This is a genomic window from Streptomyces sp. NRRL F-5135 (assembly GCF_000719775.1).
In the GTDB taxonomy this organism is placed as follows: domain Bacteria; phylum Actinomycetota; class Actinomycetes; order Streptomycetales; family Streptomycetaceae; genus Streptomyces; species Streptomyces hebeiensis.
This window is the reverse complement of the sequence record NZ_JOHR01000005.1, coordinates 319,528-336,308: the sequence shown is the minus strand read 5'-3', so window position 1 is coordinate 336,308 and position 16,781 is coordinate 319,528. Positions and strand designations below refer to the sequence as shown.

23 protein-coding genes and 1 riboswitch are annotated in these 16,781 nt (G+C 70.4%); of the genes, 16 read left to right on the top strand and 7 right to left on the bottom strand.

Going from position 1 to position 16,781, the window contains the following annotated elements; translation table 11 throughout:
- Window positions 1-270: 270 nt before the first annotated feature.
- Together IG02_RS0110335 and IG02_RS0110330 are read left to right on the top strand one after the other, a co-directional pair.
- On the top strand, window positions 271-1,398 hold the full coding sequence (locus IG02_RS0110335; protein WP_267958498.1) for a metallophosphoesterase: 1,128 nt from the start codon (window positions 271-273) through the stop codon (window positions 1,396-1,398).
- 147 nt (window positions 1,399-1,545) lie between these two features.
- The gene (locus tag IG02_RS0110330) at window positions 1,546-2,391 is read left to right on the top strand and encodes a membrane protein (protein WP_030744537.1); all 846 of its coding nucleotides are present in this window, start codon (window positions 1,546-1,548) and stop codon (window positions 2,389-2,391) included.
- A 68-nt stretch (window positions 2,392-2,459) separates the two neighbouring features.
- Here IG02_RS0110330 and thiC read toward each other — a convergent pair whose 3' ends face one another.
- Window positions 2,460-4,334, bottom strand: a complete 1,875-nt coding sequence (gene thiC, locus IG02_RS0110325; RefSeq protein WP_030744535.1) for a phosphomethylpyrimidine synthase ThiC — start codon at window positions 4,332-4,334, stop codon at window positions 2,460-2,462.
- Window positions 4,327-4,468, bottom strand: a riboswitch (TPP riboswitch). It overlaps the preceding gene by 8 nt.
- Before the next feature lie 69 nt (window positions 4,469-4,537).
- Between thiC and IG02_RS0110320 the strand changes: the two genes are divergently transcribed.
- Window positions 4,538-5,935, top strand: a complete 1,398-nt coding sequence (locus IG02_RS0110320; RefSeq protein ID WP_030744532.1) for a YibE/F family protein — start codon at window positions 4,538-4,540, stop codon at window positions 5,933-5,935.
- Between the two features lie 127 nt (window positions 5,936-6,062).
- Here IG02_RS0110320 and IG02_RS0110315 read toward each other — a convergent pair whose 3' ends face one another.
- The 6 genes from IG02_RS0110315 to IG02_RS42690 all read right to left on the bottom strand — a co-directional run bounded on the left by IG02_RS0110315 (window position 6,063) and on the right by IG02_RS42690 (window position 9,984).
- Window positions 6,063-6,497, bottom strand: a complete 435-nt coding sequence (locus tag IG02_RS0110315) for an SsgA family sporulation/cell division regulator (RefSeq protein WP_030744530.1) — start codon at window positions 6,495-6,497, stop codon at window positions 6,063-6,065.
- A 103-nt stretch (window positions 6,498-6,600) separates the two neighbouring features.
- On the bottom strand, window positions 6,601-7,371 hold the full coding sequence (locus tag IG02_RS0110310) for an IclR family transcriptional regulator (RefSeq protein WP_199813989.1): 771 nt from the start codon (window positions 7,369-7,371) through the stop codon (window positions 6,601-6,603).
- A gap of 315 nt (window positions 7,372-7,686) precedes the next feature.
- A complete protein-coding gene (locus tag IG02_RS0110305) occupies window positions 7,687-7,905 on the bottom strand; it encodes a DUF5326 family protein (RefSeq protein WP_030744526.1) in 219 nt (72 codons plus the stop codon).
- A 147-nt stretch (window positions 7,906-8,052) separates the two neighbouring features.
- On the bottom strand, window positions 8,053-8,370 hold the full coding sequence (locus tag IG02_RS0110300; protein ID WP_030744523.1) for a cupin domain-containing protein: 318 nt from the start codon (window positions 8,368-8,370) through the stop codon (window positions 8,053-8,055).
- Window positions 8,371-8,538: 168 nt separating this feature from the next.
- Entirely contained in the window at window positions 8,539-9,732 is a 1,194-nt protein-coding gene (locus IG02_RS0110295; RefSeq protein ID WP_030744518.1) for a tyrosine-type recombinase/integrase, read from the bottom strand.
- Between the two features lie 12 nt (window positions 9,733-9,744).
- The gene (locus IG02_RS42690) at window positions 9,745-9,984 is read right to left on the bottom strand and encodes a hypothetical protein (RefSeq protein ID WP_234314684.1); all 240 of its coding nucleotides are present in this window, start codon (window positions 9,982-9,984) and stop codon (window positions 9,745-9,747) included.
- A gap of 345 nt (window positions 9,985-10,329) precedes the next feature.
- Here IG02_RS42690 and IG02_RS39080 point away from each other — a divergent pair, with 345 nt between their 5' ends.
- From IG02_RS39080 to IG02_RS40495, 13 genes are all read left to right on the top strand, one after another.
- The gene (locus IG02_RS39080) at window positions 10,330-10,557 is read left to right on the top strand and encodes a helix-turn-helix domain-containing protein (RefSeq protein WP_078854352.1); all 228 of its coding nucleotides are present in this window, start codon (window positions 10,330-10,332) and stop codon (window positions 10,555-10,557) included.
- Window positions 10,554-10,763: a DNA-binding protein gene (locus IG02_RS0110285; RefSeq protein WP_030744514.1), complete on the top strand. Its 210-nt coding sequence runs from the start codon at window positions 10,554-10,556 to the stop codon at window positions 10,761-10,763. Before IG02_RS39080 ends, IG02_RS0110285 begins: the two co-directional genes overlap by 4 nt.
- 80 nt (window positions 10,764-10,843) lie before the next feature.
- On the top strand, window positions 10,844-11,218 hold the full coding sequence (locus IG02_RS0110280; protein WP_030744513.1) for a hypothetical protein: 375 nt from the start codon (window positions 10,844-10,846) through the stop codon (window positions 11,216-11,218).
- Window positions 11,215-11,658, top strand: a complete 444-nt coding sequence (locus IG02_RS0110275) for a hypothetical protein (protein ID WP_030744511.1) — start codon at window positions 11,215-11,217, stop codon at window positions 11,656-11,658. Before IG02_RS0110280 ends, IG02_RS0110275 begins: the two co-directional genes overlap by 4 nt.
- 82 nt (window positions 11,659-11,740) lie before the next feature.
- The gene (locus IG02_RS36185; RefSeq protein ID WP_037802657.1) at window positions 11,741-12,463 is read left to right on the top strand and encodes a WhiB family transcriptional regulator; all 723 of its coding nucleotides are present in this window, start codon (window positions 11,741-11,743) and stop codon (window positions 12,461-12,463) included.
- Window positions 12,456-12,806, top strand: coding sequence for a hypothetical protein (locus IG02_RS0110265; RefSeq protein ID WP_158712272.1), 351 nt, complete (start codon window positions 12,456-12,458; stop codon window positions 12,804-12,806). The genes IG02_RS36185 and IG02_RS0110265 overlap by 8 nt, the downstream gene beginning before the upstream one ends.
- A 26-nt stretch (window positions 12,807-12,832) precedes the next feature.
- On the top strand, window positions 12,833-13,012 hold the full coding sequence (locus IG02_RS39075) for a hypothetical protein (protein ID WP_234314683.1): 180 nt from the start codon (window positions 12,833-12,835) through the stop codon (window positions 13,010-13,012).
- On the top strand, window positions 13,009-13,452 hold the full coding sequence (locus IG02_RS0110260) for a hypothetical protein (protein ID WP_158712271.1): 444 nt from the start codon (window positions 13,009-13,011) through the stop codon (window positions 13,450-13,452). Before IG02_RS39075 ends, IG02_RS0110260 begins: the two co-directional genes overlap by 4 nt.
- Window positions 13,449-15,101: a hypothetical protein gene (locus IG02_RS36180; RefSeq protein WP_037802656.1), complete on the top strand. Its 1,653-nt coding sequence runs from the start codon at window positions 13,449-13,451 to the stop codon at window positions 15,099-15,101. Before IG02_RS0110260 ends, IG02_RS36180 begins: the two co-directional genes overlap by 4 nt.
- Window positions 15,091-15,351, top strand: coding sequence for a hypothetical protein (locus IG02_RS0110250; protein ID WP_030744504.1), 261 nt, complete (start codon window positions 15,091-15,093; stop codon window positions 15,349-15,351). Before IG02_RS36180 ends, IG02_RS0110250 begins: the two co-directional genes overlap by 11 nt.
- Window positions 15,318-15,671 carry a helix-turn-helix domain-containing protein gene (locus IG02_RS0110245; RefSeq protein WP_030744503.1) on the top strand — a complete coding sequence of 118 codons (354 nt, stop codon included), beginning with the start codon at window positions 15,318-15,320 and terminating at the stop codon, window positions 15,669-15,671. The genes IG02_RS0110250 and IG02_RS0110245 overlap by 34 nt, the downstream gene beginning before the upstream one ends.
- Window positions 15,671-16,552, top strand: a complete 882-nt coding sequence (locus tag IG02_RS0110240) for a hypothetical protein (RefSeq protein WP_030744502.1) — start codon at window positions 15,671-15,673, stop codon at window positions 16,550-16,552. Before IG02_RS0110245 ends, IG02_RS0110240 begins: the two co-directional genes overlap by 1 nt.
- Window positions 16,549-16,749: a DUF6011 domain-containing protein gene (locus IG02_RS40495; RefSeq protein ID WP_030744496.1), complete on the top strand. Its 201-nt coding sequence runs from the start codon at window positions 16,549-16,551 to the stop codon at window positions 16,747-16,749. The genes IG02_RS0110240 and IG02_RS40495 overlap by 4 nt, the downstream gene beginning before the upstream one ends.
- The last annotated feature ends 32 nt before the right edge of the window (window positions 16,750-16,781 follow it).

Sequence of the window (16,781 nt, the reverse complement as noted above, 5' to 3'; positions counted from 1 at the left end):
TCGTCCGGCACGCCCCGGCACGCCCGTACGAGCCCGGCCGTACGAGCCCGCACGAGCACTTTCCGGAACCAGGCCTCTCGCATTTCGGGCGATAGGCGAGAAAAACAGCCGCTGATCCGGAGGTGCGATCGGATTCACCACCCCTGGTGCGTCACACAGGACGAGCGGCATTCCTATGATGGGCGCACGACACCACAGACCTTGCCTTATCGCCGGTGGGCTCACCTCCGACCGGCCGGGCGGGACCGAGCGGTGTACGGCGGTGCGACGGTGGTGGAGGGGTCGATGACACAGGGGGCCGGTCAGGGACCCGTGGTGCGAACGGCGACGTTGCGCGATTTCCGCGTACCGCCGTACGCCCAGGTTCCCGTGGGGTCCGGACAGCCCGGGCAACTCGGCCCCACGGCCGGTGGCCCGGCCGTGCACCCGGGCAACGCCATCCCGCACGACGAACCGCCGGAGGGCTACACGCCCACCGAGCGCGACCTCCCGGTGATCAACCGCGGGGACACCGTCAAGCTGCCGACGGCTCCGATTCCGGCGCCCGCCGAGTCGCCCGAGACCGACGGCCAGGGGCCGCTCTATGTCGTCGGTGACGTCCACGGCTATCTCGACGAACTCGTCGCCGCCCTGGCCGCGCAGAGGCTCATCGACGCCGAAGGGCACTGGGCGGCGGGCAACGCGCGGCTGTGGTTCCTCGGCGACTTCACCGACCGCGGCCCCGACGGCATCGGCGTCATCGACCTCGTGATGCGGCTCTCCGCCGAGGCGGCGGCGGCCGGCGGCTACTGCAAGGCGCTGATGGGCAATCACGAGCTGCTGCTGATCGGTGCCAAGCGATTCGGCAACACCGAAGTCAACTCCCACGCCGGGACGGCGACTTTCCAGGCCGCCTGGCTCCTCAACGGCGGCCAGCGGACCGACATGGAGCGCCTCCAGGACGTCCATCTCCAGTGGATGTCCCGGCTGGACGCGGTCGTCGAGGAGGACGGGCATCTGCTGATGCACTCCGACACGACCGCCTACCTGGACTACGGGTCCAGCATCGACGACGTCAATGACACCGTCCATCAGATCCTGACGCGCAATGACATCGACGAATGCTGGGATTTGTTCCGCAAACTCACCAAACGCTTCGCGTTTCGCGACGAAGGCGGCCCGGAGGCCGTTCAACGGCTGCTCTCGCAGTACGGCGGACGGCGGGTCGTCCACGGGCACAGCCCGATTCCCTATCTGCTCGGCGAAGTCGGCACAGAAGACGCTTCGGATGACGAAGACGACACCGGGCCGGTGGTGGAAGGGCCGCACGTATATGCCGACGGACTTGCCATCGCGATGGACGGTGGTGTGACGATGGCCGGGAAACTGCTGGTCGTACGGCTTCCGTTGGGCAACTGAATCGGCGTGCGACAGGTGAATTCAGCAAACCCCCTGTCACCGCATGCCAAACCCGCTCTACCATCGGCCTATCCGTAGCAGGCTCTCCTCCGTTTCCGCCAACTGCCCGGTCCTCACCGGCGGTCCGGCCCTACGGAGTACCGGGGGATGCACATGAATAGCGCTCCGCACCTGCAGAGCGAGGATCGGGCGGATTTCGAGCGGATCCTTGACGACGTGCTGCGCAATGCGCACGAACGGCCGGACCTCGCGGACATCGGCCGGCGGCTCACTGCCGAGCAGTTGCGCACGATGGCACTGAACGCCACGGATCTGATCGCCACCGCGGCCGCCGCCGAGTACGAGCACTACACGGCGATCCGCGAGGAGGCCCGCTCACCGGCCGCCTCCGGCTCGGTCCGCGCGGACCGCGAGAGGTCGCCGGAGCCGGCCGGCACCGTCGCCGAGGCCGAGGGCCCCGGCGCGGGACTCGCGGCCGTCATCACGGTGCTGGTGCCCGTCCTCGGCGGCATCGCGGCAGTGATCTTCCTGCTGGTCGGCTACCTCCTCAAGGCGCTCAGACCGGCTCCCGCCTTCGCCGGCAGCCTGCTCTCCGTCGGTTGGTTCTTCGCGGCCGTCACCGCCCTGGGCATCCTGGCCGCCGCGACAGGTCTGCTGATCACGGCGCTGCGCAACGGCCCGACCCATGTCCCGGCCGAAGGCACCGGCAACGGCGAACTCCCGGAGGAGGTGGGCCGCGCGCGCGAGGCATGGCGCCATGCCGTGCTCGAACGCGGCATTCTGCCCTTCCTGCGCACCTCTCTGGCCGACCCGGGGCCGGGCCCGGCCGCCCCCAGGCCACCCCGGTCGGTGAAGAACCTGCCGACGATCGGCTACAGCCGTCCGGACTTCTCCAGCCCGGGCGAGAGCTCCACCGCCGGCCGGCGCCCGACGTTCAGCAGCCCGGACTTCACCAGCCCCGACTTCGGCGGCCCGGAGAAACAGCCGGACTGAGCCGGCTCGGTCCCGTTCGAGCCGGCTCGGTACGGCGGCCGGTGAACCCGGTCCGTCAGGCGCCCGGCTCAGTCCGCGAGTGGCAGATACACCCGGTGGCCCGCCGCCGCGAACTCCCTGGCCTTCTCCGCCATGCCCGCCTCGATCTCGGCCTCCTCGGTCTCCGTACCGCCGCTCTCGGCCCCGGCGCTCGTGCCCAGGGCGTCGCCGTGCCTGCGCCTGATGTCCTGCGAGATTTTCATCGAGCAGAATTTCGGCCCGCACATGGAGCAGAAGTGCGCCGTCTTGGCCGGTTCCGCCGGGAGGGTCTCGTCGTGGAACTCCCTGGCGGTGTCGGGGTCGAGGGCCAGATTGAACTGGTCCTCCCAGCGGAACTCGAACCGCGCGTCCGAGAGCGCGTCGTCCCACTCCTGTGCCCCCGGGTGGCCCTTGGCCAGGTCCGCCGCATGCGCCGCGATCTTGTACGTGATGACGCCCGTCTTGACGTCGTCGCGGTCCGGCAGCCCCAGGTGTTCCTTCGGCGTCACGTAGCAGAGCATCGCCGTGCCCCACCACGCGATCATCGCCGCGCCGATACCGGAGGTGATGTGGTCGTACGCGGGCGCCACATCGGTCGTCAGGGGCCCGAGGGTGTAGAAGGGCGCTTCCTCGCAGATCTCCTGCTGGAGGTCGACGTTCTCCTTGATCTTGTGCATCGGGACATGACCCGGACCCTCGATCATCGTCTGGACGCCCATGCGCTTGGCCGTCGAGTTCAGCTCCCCCAGCGTCCGCAACTCGGCGAACTGCGCCTCGTCATTGGCGTCCGCGATCGAACCGGGCCGCAGACCGTCACCCAGGGAGTAGGTCACGTCGTACGCGGCGAGGATCTCGCACAACTCCTCGAAGTGCTCGTACAGGAACGACTCCTTGTGGTGGGCAAGGCACCACGCGGCCATGATCGAGCCGCCGCGCGAGACGATGCCCGTCTTGCGGCGCGCCGTGAGCGGCACGTATCGCAGCAGGACCCCGGCGTGGACCGTCATGTAGTCGACGCCCTGTTCGGCCTGCTCGATGACCGTGTCCTTGTAGACGTCCCAGGTCAGCTCCTCGGCCTTGCCGTCGACCTTTTCGAGCGCCTGGTAGAGCGGAACGGTCCCGATGGGCACGGGAGAGTTGCGCAGCACCCATTCCCGCGTGGTGTGGATGTTGCGTCCGGTGGAAAGGTCCATGACCGTGTCCGCGCCCCAGCGGGTCGCCCAGGTCATCTTCTCCACCTCCTCCTCGATGGAGGAGGTCACCGCCGAGTTGCCGATGTTGGCGTTGACCTTCACCAGGAACCTCTTGCCGATGACCATCGGCTCGATTTCCGGGTGGTTGACGTTGGCCGGCAGCACGGCACGGCCCGCTGCGATCTCCTCGCGTACCGTCTCGGGGGAGACGTTCTCGCGGATCGCGGCGTACTCCATCTCCGGAGTGATCTCTCCGCGCCGGGCATAGGCCAGCTGTGTCACCGCCCGCCCACTCCTGCCCCGGCGTGGCTGACGCGGCCTGCCGGGGAAGACGGCGTCCAGTCCGCGCAGATCGGTCGCCCCGCCCCGGAGGGTCCCCCCGCGCGGCGCGGTGTGCTTGAGACCGTCGTCCTCGGGACGGGCCGGGCGTCCCGCGTACTCCTCGGTGTCCCCCCGTCCGGTGATCCAGTTCTCCCTCAGGGGAGCGAGGCCGCGGCGTACGTCCGTTTCGACGGCGGGGTCGGTGTACGGACCCGACGTGTCGTAGAGCGTCACGTCCTTGCCGTTGGTGAGGTGCACCCTACGGACCGGCACGCGGAGGTCCGGGCGTGAGCCCTGGACGTATCCCTTGTGCCAGCCGATGGACCTCTGGGCCCCGCCCGTGCTCTGCTCCGTGCTCTCCGTCGTGCTCTCCGCAACGGAGGCAGGCGTGTGTGCGTTGTGCGTGGTCATGAGACCTACTCCCTACGCCGGCATTACCCGGTAACAGGTTCAGCGGTCGGCGCAGCGATAGGCCCCGGGGATACCCCGGCCCGCACTGTCAGCGCCCTCTCAGCCCGGTGCTCCGAGCTCCCGCGTGTGCAAAGTGTCTCCACGCTAACGTCATCTTGGGCGAGCTGAACAGAGGGCCCCGGCTTTCTTGCGATGATCGGTCGGTGACCCCATCCGAGCAGCCCCACGAAACACACGGCCACCCGCACGCCCACTCGCACAACCATGGGCCGGCCGCCCCGGTCTCCCAGCACCTGCGCAAGGTGATCGCGGCGGTCCTGATTCCCTTTGCCGCGGCGGTACTCGCGGGTCTTGTCGTGCTCTGGCCCGGTGGTGCGCCGTCCCATGAGCGCACCGGTGTCGGTTTCGACCGGGAGACGGAGCAGGGGCGGGTGGTGCAGCTGGAGTCGGTCAGCTGCAAGGACGTGAACGCTTCGCAGATTCCCTCGACCGGTGACACATCGACGCCGCAGGGGCGCGAGGCCGTGCAAGCGGAGAAGGGGACCTGCAAGAAGGCGACGATCGAGCTCACGAGCGGCAAGGAAAAGGGACATACCTTTGTCGAGATCGTCCAGCCGGACGCCCCCCGACAGTTTCACGTGAAACAGGGCGTTGTGGTGGCCTATGCGCCCGATGCTCCCCGTGATCTCCAGTACTCCGTCACCGATGTGAACCGCAAGGTGCCACTGACGCTGCTGGCGGGTCTCTTCGCGCTCGCCGTGGTCGTGGTGGGGCGGCTGCGGGGAGTCATGGCGCTGGTCGCTCTCGCGATCTCCTTCGCCGTGTTGACGCTGTTCATCCTGCCGGCCATTCTCCAGGGCTCGAATCCGCTGGTCGTCGCCGTGGTCGGCGCCAGTGCGATCATGCTGATCGCGCTGTACATGTGTCATGGTGTGACAGCCCGGACCTCGGTCGCCGTCCTCGGCACCCTGATCTCGCTCCTGTTGATCGGGCTGCTGGGCTCGCTGTTCATAGGCTGGTCGAACCTGACCGGGAACACCGACGACAACACCGGTCTCATCCACGGTCTCTACCCGGAGATCGATATGAGCGGTCTGCTGCTGGCGGGTGTCATCATCGGTTCGCTCGGGGTCCTGGACGATGTGACGGTGACCCAGACCTCGGCGGTCTGGGAGCTGCGGCAGGCGGATCCGTCGATGGGCCCACGCGCCCTCTACAAGGCGGCGATTCGCATCGGCCGGGACCATATCGCCTCGGTGGTCAATACGCTGGTCCTCGCCTACGCGGGCGCCGCCCTGCCGTTGCTCTTGCTCTTCTCGATCGCGCAGTCGAGCGTCGGTACGGTCGCCAACAGCGAGCTGGTGGCGGAGGAGATCGTACGGACGCTGGTGGGCTCGATCGGTCTGGTCGCGTCGGTGCCGGTGACCACGGCGCTCGCGGCACTGGTCGTCTCGGCCGACCGGAAGGCACCGGACGCACGGCAGGACGGGGCTCGGCCCGCGGGCGACGCCGTCGGCCCGGAGGGCGCACCGGCGATGTCCGTACCGAGCCCGTCGGCGCGGGTGACGACCGGCGGTCGTGGCCGACGCCGTAAGAGGTAGCCGTACGCCCCCGCCCTGAAGCACCGGACCACATCGTCGGAATCCGAACGCCGGACCATGTCATCGGCGCCTGACACACCGGGCCACGTCACCGGCGTCCCGACGGATCGGGCATGCCATCGGCGCTTCAGCCGGCGTTCTCCTCGGCCAGGATGCGACCGAGCTCCGCCTCCAGGCTGCCCTCGAAGTCCCCGAGCGTGCGCTCCTGGCCGAGGGGCACCAGCCTGTCGGTGCGGTCCAGGAAGGCCACCAGCGGGGCGGCACTCACCCGGAAGAGCGCGTGGTCCTCGCCGACCTGGAGACGGATATGGACATCGGAAAGATCCTCAGGGACGGTCGGCGCGATGTGCACATCTCCGTCCCCGCTGGGCGTATTGATGCCGTCGAGCAGCAGCTCGCGGCCGAAGGTCCAGGTGACGGGGGCGTCTCCGGGCAGATGGAAGGTCATCCGCACGGCGTAGGGATCGCCCACCTCGTAGTGGAGTTCCACCGGGATCCGGAACGAGAGCTCCTCGGAGACGAGAAAGCTCATCAGGACCTCGGCCTGGACCGACTCGCGCATCGTGCACTCCGGAGTAGATGAAGCAATTGGCTGGGAATAAACCCCGTTGACCCTCTTGACGCAATCGTGGTGCACGCGCTAGCAGATCACAAGGAGTAATTTTTCAGATACTGATAGAGAAGGTTAGTGAGTTCAGTAGCGATCCGATCTCTCTACGTAATCGTTCGATCGCCGGCTGAAGCCGCTCTTGCTGTTGAAATGGTACAGAAATGGCCATCGCGGCAGCTGTGGCGCCTACGGTGATGGGGACGGCCGCGCACACGGTGCCCAGCGCGTACTCCTGCCGCTCGACGACCGGTTCCATACGGTCCAGGGAACCGAGGCGTTCGAGCAGCGCACGGCGCCCCGGCACGGAGTGCGGGGTGAGCGGGCGCACCGGATGACGGTCCAGGTGATCACGGCGGGTGGCGTCGTCGAGCTGGCTCAGCAGGCACTGCCCCAGGGCGTGCGCGTGAGCGGTCTGCCGGAAGTCGGCCCAGGGAGCGACCGCGGGGGCCGCCGGGCTCTCGGCGACGGAGACGAGCGCGATCTCACCCTCGCGGTAGACCCCGAAGTAGACGGGCGTACCGAGCAGGTCCCGCCAGCGGTTCATGGCCTCGGTGAGCCGGTGCCTGCGGGCCCGGGCGAGGTCGGCACGCTCCAGCCGTCGCACCGCGTCGCCCAGGACGTAGACGCCCCTCTCGCGGTGGAGGTAGCCCTCGTGCACCAGTGTGCGCAGCAGGTGGTAGGCGGTGGGAAGCGGCAGCCCGGCTTCGCGGGCGAGCTGTTTCGCGGGCGCCCCGTCCGGATGGGAGCCCACCGACTCCAGCAGACGCAGCGCCCGCTGCACCGAACCGATCAGGGTTGGAGCCACGGTTGGCGTAGCAGTGGCCAATGGTCACCCCCAGGCATCGCTGACGGGCGTGGACCCGCCCGCGGGGGCCGCCCCCGCGCGCCCGCCGCGCCCTGGGCCGGGAGCCCGAGCGGCCGGCGGAACCGTGGAACGGACCTGTGACCCCTCAGAGACCCTGGACCTGCCTGAAACGATCGCATGAACAGGCACAACGGGCGCACGACGGCCACGGCGATCGCCTGTGGTCTTTCCCAGGAAGCGGCGGGGGTTTGCCACTCTAGAGGCAGGCCGCTGCCGAGGATGGTTTCCCGTTCACCTTTCCCCCGCGCGGGCTAATAGGCGTACGGGCAGTCAGACCTACCAGTCACCACGCGAGGACGACGAGGACATGAACTTCCGTACGACATAGATGAGTCCGCCGACCAGAGCCACGAAGATCAGCACCTTGAAGAGCAGCCCGACCAGGAAGGTCAGGACACTCATGATCAGCCCGCCGAACACGACGACGGCGATCACGGGGATCGCGATCCACTTCACCCACCAGGGCAGCCCCGTGACCATCTCCCGAACCGCCATTGCCCCTACCTCGCTTCGCCGATTGCCTCACACAGCCGTGGTACCCGTTCGATGCTAGAGGCGCGAAGGCACGTACGGGGCACTCGCGCCCCCGGATCTCTCCCTGATCCCACCCTGATACCGCTCTGGGGGCAGCGCCGCTACGACTCAGCTCTCCGGCGGTGAGAAGACGACCAGGACGCGCAGGTCCTCCGAGATGTGATGGAACTTGTGCGGCACTCCGGCCGGTACGTAGACGACGCTGCCCCGGCTGACCGGGGTGGTCTCCTGTCCCACGGTGATCGAGGCCCGGCCGCTGACGACGAAGTACACCTCGTCCTGCCGGTGCGGCTGCTGCGGATCGGTCGCACCCGAGTCCAGGGCGTACAGCCCCACGGACATGTTGCGTTCCCGTATGAATTGCAGGTACGCGCCGTCATTGGCGGCACGCTCCGCTTCCAGCTCGTCCAGTCGGAATGCCTTCATGCCACGATCAGACACATGATGCCCCACTCCCAGAGTTTCAGACAGCAAGATCAATTACAGCAAAGTACCTAGTCAGGGCCCTGTTTCCGCTACTGCGGAGCGAGCGTGAGAGGTGCCCCAGAAGGGCGCCGTCTCACAACATCTCACAAAAGATGTTGATCATGATCCTCAGCCGAGGAACGTGGCGAGCTTCTCGGACCCCGCTTTCAGACTGTCGGGATCACGGTGAACATACCTGCGCTTCGTGAACGACAGATCGGAATGGCCAGCCCACGCCGACACCACCGTGTCGGGCACACCGCCGCTGTTCGCCATCCAGGTCAACGTCGTATGTCTCGCCCAGTACAGCTTGATCCGACGAACGCCCGCAGCGTCCATGAGCGCGTACGCCTCACGCCGCAACTTGTCCGTCTGCAACGGGCGGCCGAGTTTATCCACGGCCACGTAGCCGCTGTCCTCGTACGCATCCCCGGCTGCCAGCTTCTCTCGCAGCTGGAGCGTGCGAAACGACTTGAGCGCCTTGTACAGCGGCGCGGGCAGCGGGAGAGTCCGAGTGCCGGCCGCCGTCTTCGTCTCCTTCTCCTCCACCGCGGTCCGCTGCCCCTTCTCCCGTGTGTCGTCGTAGACCAGGGTCCGGGTGTTGCCGATGGCGATCGTGCCCTCACCGGAGAAGCTGACGTCCTCTTTCCAGCGAGCTCCGCAGACTTCCGCCGGCCGCTCCGCGATCAGCGACAGCATCATGACCGCGTACAGCCGGTGGGTGGAGGCATGCGCGAGGAACTGGCGCACCTCGGCCTGCGTCCACGGCTCGATCTGCTGTGCGGCTCGGGCCGCGTTCCGCGCCTCGCGCGGGATGGTGGTGTGCTCAGCAACGTTTCGCACGACGAGGCCACGCCGAACCCCCAGGGTGAGCACGGACCGCAATCGACCGAGCGTGTGTCCGACTGTCGTGACGCTGACTCCGGTGCCGGCCGCGCCGCCGCGGCGGCGCGCACTCTTGAGCATCCACGCCACCAGTTCATCCACGTGGTCTTCCGTGAGCTGCTGCACCCGCACGTCGCCGAGGCGGGTCTTCACGTACGCCACTGCGTTGATGTACGACCGCTGCGTGGCCAGCTCAACCCCCGGGAGCGTCGCCTTCAGCCAGAGGTCCACCAGTTCGCCGACTGTCATTCCCGACGGCGCGATGTACGTACCGGTCGACTTCTGGTGCTGGATGCGCCCGTACTCGGCGACCGCTTCCTTCTTGGTGTCCTTCGTGACGGTGAGCTGTCTCCGCTTCCCACCACTGCCGATGTCTACAACGAACCGGTACCGGACCTTCCCACTCTTCAAGGTGATCTTCTTGATGGGATCGGCCATACCTTCCCTCCCCTAGGTCTCCTTCTCGATCTGCCGCTTCGGTTCTTCGCCGAGCCGACGGAGCACCTCTTTCCGCAACCTCGGTGGCAGGTCACCGAGGACCTCCAGCGCTATGCGAACGCGCGGATCGGTTACTACCTGGTCCGCCTGGGTGGCAGCTTCCTGGCGCTCAATCTCGCGGAGGATCTCGGCTGCGTCTTCGCGGCCGGCCGCAGCTAGCTGATCAGAGGTCACGTGCACCACGTGCGCCATGTGCGCCAGCGTCTGAGCTGGTGCCACAGTCGGCGTGTACGGGGTCTTGCGCGTGTAGCCCTGCTCAATGTGCCGCCACCGACCACCCCCCAATCGCACAGACGTGCGATCGGCAGCTCTCTCAGGACTGAGCCCCCGCGCGAGTCGAGCCACGCGGATCAGCTCAGCCTCGGGCGGTGGTGCGGGCGGCGACTCGCTCACCACAGAGTCCTCTCACGACGGCGACAGTGAACTTCCGCGAACTTTAGGACATCACCTCCCCCCACCTTCATCAAGAAGGATTCAGGGCAACTCCCGACTCATTCTTTCTTGTACTTTCTTGAACTTCTACATACTGTGTCACCCATGAGAGCCCACTACCAAGACCCGGGCGCCGTGCGGCGACGCCGCATCGCGGCGGGGCTGACCCAACAGGCGCTGGCCGACCGGGCCGGACTGTCCAAGGGACACGTCAGCGGAATCGAGCGCGGGCTGGCCGGTGCGTCTGCTCCAGCGCTGGGCCGCCTCGCTACCGCGCTCGCGTGCGAGGTGGAGGACCTGATGGCTCCCGTACCTGCGGCGGCGACGCGATGACTGGCCAGGACGTGCCGACGCTGGCAGAGGTGCGGCAGTGGCCGGCCACCGTCGGTGTACCTCGGGCCGCTGCTGCGCTCGGCGTCAGCAAGAGCCACCTCTACGACCTGGTGCGGCGTGGCGAAGCACCTATACGGACTTTGTCCTTCGGCACCAGCCACCGCGTGGTCACCGCATCGCTGGTCCACCTGCTCGAAGCCGTCTAACCCCCGCGCGGGGCTGCTCCGACTTGCCGGTCCCGAGCAGCCCCGCCGGGCCCCTCATCCACCAGAGAGACGAGGAACCCGTGAACCACGACCTTACCCATCCGGCGCCGCCGCGCCCGTTCTCCGCGTTGCGTGACGCGCTGATGCACGCGCTGGCGGTCGCCGAGGAGGCGGTGAGCCACCTCCAGGTCGCCATGCCGGACACCGTCACCCTCACCGAGCACGCCGGCACCTACAGCGTCAGCCTGTGCTTCCACCCGATGCCTGAGCGTGTCGCGGAGTTCGCCGCGGCGTACGACGGCGTGCCGGTGGTGCGCGTGCCCAACCAGCGCCGGGACGGCTGGTCGTTCACCGAGGCGACCGCTGTCGTCCGCGGTGTGCAGGTCCGTGCCTGGGCCCTGACCGAGGACGAGGCCAAGGGGCCGGCCGACGGCGAGACGGCGGTGGCCCGATGAGCGATCACCTGACTGCCGTTATGGCCATGGAGGCCGCCGCACAGCGGGTTGCTGCGGTGACCCGACGGCTGCTCGCTGCCACCGGTGACCTGCCTGGGCTGCTGGCGGTGCGCCCCCGCGCTACGCACGCCGAGTGCCGGGTCGAGCTCCAGCCGGACGGCCCCGCGTCCGCCCGCCTGTGGGCGCGGCGCCTGGGCGTGACGCTCACCCGTGAGATCGGACCCGACCCCTACGCCGCGGGCTGCGGGAAGGAGCGGGTGTACGGGGAGACCGTGCTCGACGGCGTCACCGTGTACGTCGGGGCGCTGCGGATCATCGAGCGTACGGAGTGGGCTGCGCTCCAGCGCGACGACGAGGCCAAGGAGAAGGACACCCCCGCTGCGGGGGCGGCGTTCACTCCCTTGTCTCCGGCCGTCACCGACGCGGAGGCGGACGCCTGATGACCGCTGTGCAGATGCTGATCGTGGCCGGGCTCGTAATCGGGCTGGGCTGGGTGGTGGCCGCTGTCGCTGAGGATGCGCCGTGGTCCCGTCGGCGGGGGCGCGGCGCGCGCTCCCCGTGGCGGTGGCCGCGGTGACCACCACGATGCTGGTGGCCGCGCCGTCGGAGTCCTGGCAGGCGGGCGCCGCCTGCCAGGGCCGGGGGCGGCTGTTCGACCGGGAGGACGCCGCGGGCATGGCCGCCGCGCAGGCCGTGTGTGGCTGGTGCCCCGTCCGTACGGAGTGCCTGGCCTCGGCGTTGACCGAAGAAGGGGATGCGGCCGAGGCCGAGCGGGCCGGCGTTCGTGGTGGGCTGACGCCCGCCGAGCGCGCCGCGCCCGCGCGGGTCGCGGCGGCGGGCCGGGGCCTGGACCCGGCCGTCGTCACCCGGGCCGAGCAGCTGCTGCGCGAGGGCGCCTCCGTGCGTGCGGTCGCCGCCGCGTGCCAGGTGACGCTGGAACGGGCGCGGGAGCTACGCGGCGCGTTCGGGGTGCCGCCGCTCGCCCCGGTCTACCCGCCGGGGCCCGTCTACCCGACGGTCGCGGCCGCGTTCACGGCGAACGTCCGCGCGGTCGGCGGCGGGCACGTCGTGTGGACCGGCGGCGGGCACGTCCGCGTCGCCGGGGCCCGCTACCGCCGGAACCGCGCGGCGTTCGAGGCGCAGCACGGGCGCCCGGCCGACGGCCGTGTGCTCACGACGTGCGCCTACCCCGGGTGCGTCGCCCACCTCAGTGACAACCAGACCCGTGGAGCACGCCGTGCCTGACTTCTCCCTCGCTGACTGGGTGTTGCTCCTGGTCGTTGGCGTCGCCGTCTCGCTCCTGCTGCTCCTGGCCGTCGCGGTCGCCGTGCTCCTGGTCGTCGCCGCGGCGTTCGTGGTCGCCGTCGCGTTCCAGGGGGTGTGGTGGCTGGCCGCACGGGCCGCCGATGGCGTCCGGCAGCTCGCCGGACGCCGCCCCGGAGCGACGGCCGCCACGGCGGATGCCCGGCCCGGGGTGTGGCTGGCATGCCACACCCCTGTCTGCGGCCACATGGAGACGCTCCACGAGCGGACCGCCACCGGCGCGCTGGCCTGCCGGCAGTGCGGCCAGACCGTGACCCCGCTGTGAGCGGATCGCCCGGCCCGTGTTCCGACTTGGGCCTGCCTCACGCGCCCACGTACGCGCGCCTCTACCCGCGCGGCCTGTGCTGCGCCCGGCACACCCCGGCCGCGCTGGCGGGCCGCCCGGAACCCGCCCCGGGCCCGGGCTGGCCCGCCGGCTCCTACCTCAACCAGCCCGACAACACCGAACCCGAAGGAGAAGCGCAGCGATGACGACTGCTCCACCCCGCCGCCCGTCCCCGGCGGACATGCCCCGCACCGCCACGGCCGCGGCCTCGACATCGAGGGCCGACCGGCGTCTGATCGCGCCCGCGGTCCTCGGCCCCGACGACCCGCCGCTGCGCGGGATCTGGGAGATCGGCATCCGCACGTCCCGGAGCATCCCGCGTACGCACCGCCTGGTCGCGCTCACGCTCGCGACGCACGCCGACTACACCACCGGCCTCATAGCCGACCAGGACCAGCCGTGCCTGGACGGCCTGGTCACCGAGTGCCGGCTGCATGCCGCACAGATCGTGGTCGCCCTGAACTCCCTGGCGACCAGGGGCTGGATCCAGCGCACCACGCCCGGCCGGTACGAGACGGCCCACCTTGTGCTCACCATCCCCAACGCGCTGCTGACGCGCCTGCGCAAGGAGCGCGTCTCCCTGTGACACGCCGTCTGCTCGCTGACGCCGAGCCCCGCCGCACCCGCGGCGGGGCCGGAGGCGTGCGCCCGAACCGGCCGCGCCGCCGCAGCGAGCAGACCGTATGGGTGCCGGAGTCCCTCTACCGCGGGGACTTCTGCGACGAGGCCGTGGTGATGTACGTCAAGATCGCCGCGTTGGATGCGCGGCGGACGTGGCCGGGCGCCCGGGCCGAGGACGACGGATGCACCGCGGCCGTCTCCGAACTGGCCGCCATGTGCGGCATCTCGAAGTCGGCGGCCGAGCGCGGTCTGGGCCAGCTCAACGCCGACGGCCCCGACGGAGCCGAGCCGTGGGTCCGTACCCGGCGCCGCACCCACCGGGGCGGCACCGGCCGCACCGCCGAGCGCTACGCCCGCCTGGTCCCCGCGGACGCTCCCGCCCTCGAGGTCCCCGTCCGCGCGGCCGAGACGCTCAGCCCGCGCCGGTTCCGTGCCTACCTGCTGCTCCAGCACGCCGAGCAGCGGCGTCTGCCCGTCACCGGCGCCGAGCTCGCCGGCGAACTCCGGCACCACACCGGCCAGAACGCGGGCCAGCCGCTCAGCGAGAAGACCGGGTACCGCATCCTGCTTGAGCTGGACACGTCCGGCTGGGTCACGCTCGGCCACCGCGCCGGGCACCAGGGCCGCCACGCCGTCACCGTGCACGCGTCCCCGCTCCACCCGGTCCCCGACGTGCCGTGCCCCGCCGGCGAACAGCTCACCCTGCCGGGCGTGCCGGGCGACGCGGGTGCGGACATTGATGACGGATCGGGTCCGGACGATCATGGCGGATCCCTCGCGTCTAAGGAAGACAGCAACCTCTCTCCTGACGGGTCTTCGCAGGTGGGTGGTGGTATCCGCCGTAGGCGAGGTAAGCCTGTGGACAACCCCGGCGGTCAGCTTCCGGCCGCATTCGGTGGCCGTGATCGCGGGCTACGCCCGGAGCGCGCACCTCACCCGAACTCGACCACCACACGCCCCCCGGTGCGCCCCGCCTACACCGGCCCCGGCCTCCAGCTCTCCCCCCGAATATGGGCCGTGCTGGAGCCCGTACGGCACCTGCTGCCCGGCATCCGCCCGTACGTGCTGCGCCGCATCGCCCACGCCATCGGCCGACAGCTCGACAGCGGCACGACCGCCCAACGGCTCACCGCCCGGCTCACCCACCGCTACGCCTGCACCGAGCCCGTCACCGACCCGGGCCGCTGGATCCTCGGCGCCGGCCTCCCGCGCCACGGCTGCGGCCTGCCCGACTGCGAGTCCGGCACGCTCTGGCACTCCGGCGACCGCTGCCAGGTCTGCCTCGACAACGCCCTCCACCGGGCGCAGCAGCGGGACACGCCTCGGTCGCAGCACCCGGCCCCGGCCGACCTCCGAGACGTCGACCCGCCGGGCCCCGACGGGGTAGTCCGGCCCGACGGGCAGCGTCCGCTGCTGACAGCCCGTATCCGTACGGCCGACGCCATCACCGACGAGGAGCGCGCCCACCTACGCGGAGTCGCGACGCCGGACGCGATCCGCGCCGCCCTCCATACCCACGGCCAGGCCGGCGCCGTAGCGATCTACGGCCGAGCCCTGGTCTGGCCCTACCTGACCACCGACCACGGCCCCGAAGGAGAAGCCCGTGCTCAGTAACCACGACGTCGTGTTGTGCAGCACCTGCCGCGCCCGGATCCGCTGGGCCCTCACCACGGCCAACGGCCGGCGCCAGCCCGTGAACGCCGAACCGGACGCCCTGGGGAACCTGGCCGTCTCGCGTGGGCCCGACGGTCGGCTGTACGTCCGGAGCCTGACCCGGGCTCACCCGGAACCGCGCGCTGGCGAGTACCGGATGATGCCGCACCACGCCACGTGCGCGGCCCGGCCGTCCTGGCGGCGAACGTGACCGCGCCGGGGCTGGTGACGGTCCGCCCGTGCCGCACCCCGGGCTGCGGTCGCTCGTCGGTCAAGTGGCGGACTGTCTGCTGGACCTGCAAGTCCCGCGCCTACCGCCGCGCCCGGGCCACGCCCGATCCGGTCGCCGTCGACCGCGCCGTCCACGACCGGTACGCCCCCGCCGGCATGACCCGCCCCGAGCGCCGCGCCGCCGCACTCCAGCTCACCGACCTCGGTCTGTCGGCCGCCGAGATCGGCCGCATCGTCCACGTCACCCCTCGCACTGTCAGCCGCTGGCGGACCGCCGCCAAGACCAGGAGCAGCACCTGATGACCAACACCCCTGTCGAGTACGCCTCGTGGGCGGACGTGCCGCACGGCTACATGACCAAGACCTCGCTCGGCCAGCTCGATCTGCCCCGGCGCCCCGGCGGGCCCGTCCGCGCCACCGTCAGCGGCCGCGACTTCCGCGGCCGCGTGACCGACCTGGACCTGTACGCCGTCGCCGAATCGACCCCGAGCCCGGCCAGCGTGGCGCAGCTGGCCGCCGCCCGGGCCCGCGGCGGCACGGACACCCGCCGGTGCACAGACTGCGGTGCACGCCCCGACCGGCCGTGCACCGTCTACGACAACGGCCAGGTCCTGTGCGGCTGCTGCGGACACATCCGCCACCTGCGTACCGTTCAGCGCCAGGCCGCCGAGCAGCGCGCGCACGCCGCCGAGCGGGCCGCCCAGCTCCTCGCCGACGAGCGCCTGGCCGTTGTCGACGTGACGCTGACCGAGCGTGGGGTGACGCCGGGCGGTACACGGCGGCCGCCGTCCGCCGCCCGCGTCGTCGCGCTCGGCCCGGACGGCCAGCCCCTGTGCGACGTCACCATGCGACTGGTCGGCCCCCGCGCCAGCGGCATCCCCGACGGCGCTCTCTCGCCCGCCGACGCGGCCCCGCACCTGGCCGCCCTCGCCGGCCGGGTGCTGCTGGAGTGGGAGGGAGGGACGCTCGCCACGGTCGCGGGCGCCCTGCACGCCGCCGGTCTGGACATTCCGTTTATGACCGGGCACGGGGCCCGGCACGCCCTGTGGGCGCTGGTGCTGTGGTGGCGAGCGGATGTCGACCCCCGTACGCGGGAAGTGCGCACGGCTGTGGCGCCGGGCCGGGCCGACCGGATGCTGTGGCTGCTCCAGCAGATCGCCGGCGCCGAGGCCGACGGATGACCGCCCCGCGGTGCGAGGTCTGCGGCCGCGGTCTGCGCACCACCGCGTCCGCCGCCCGCCGGATCGGCCCCGTCTGTCTCCGCAGGACCCGCCCGGCCGCCACGCCGGGCGGGCTCCCCGCCGAGCCCCGCGACGACCAGCTCGACCACGCCGCGCTCACCGCCGCCGGCCAACTCACCCTCGAGGAAGACACGTGATCCACCTGATCGACACGATCGCGTACATGAGC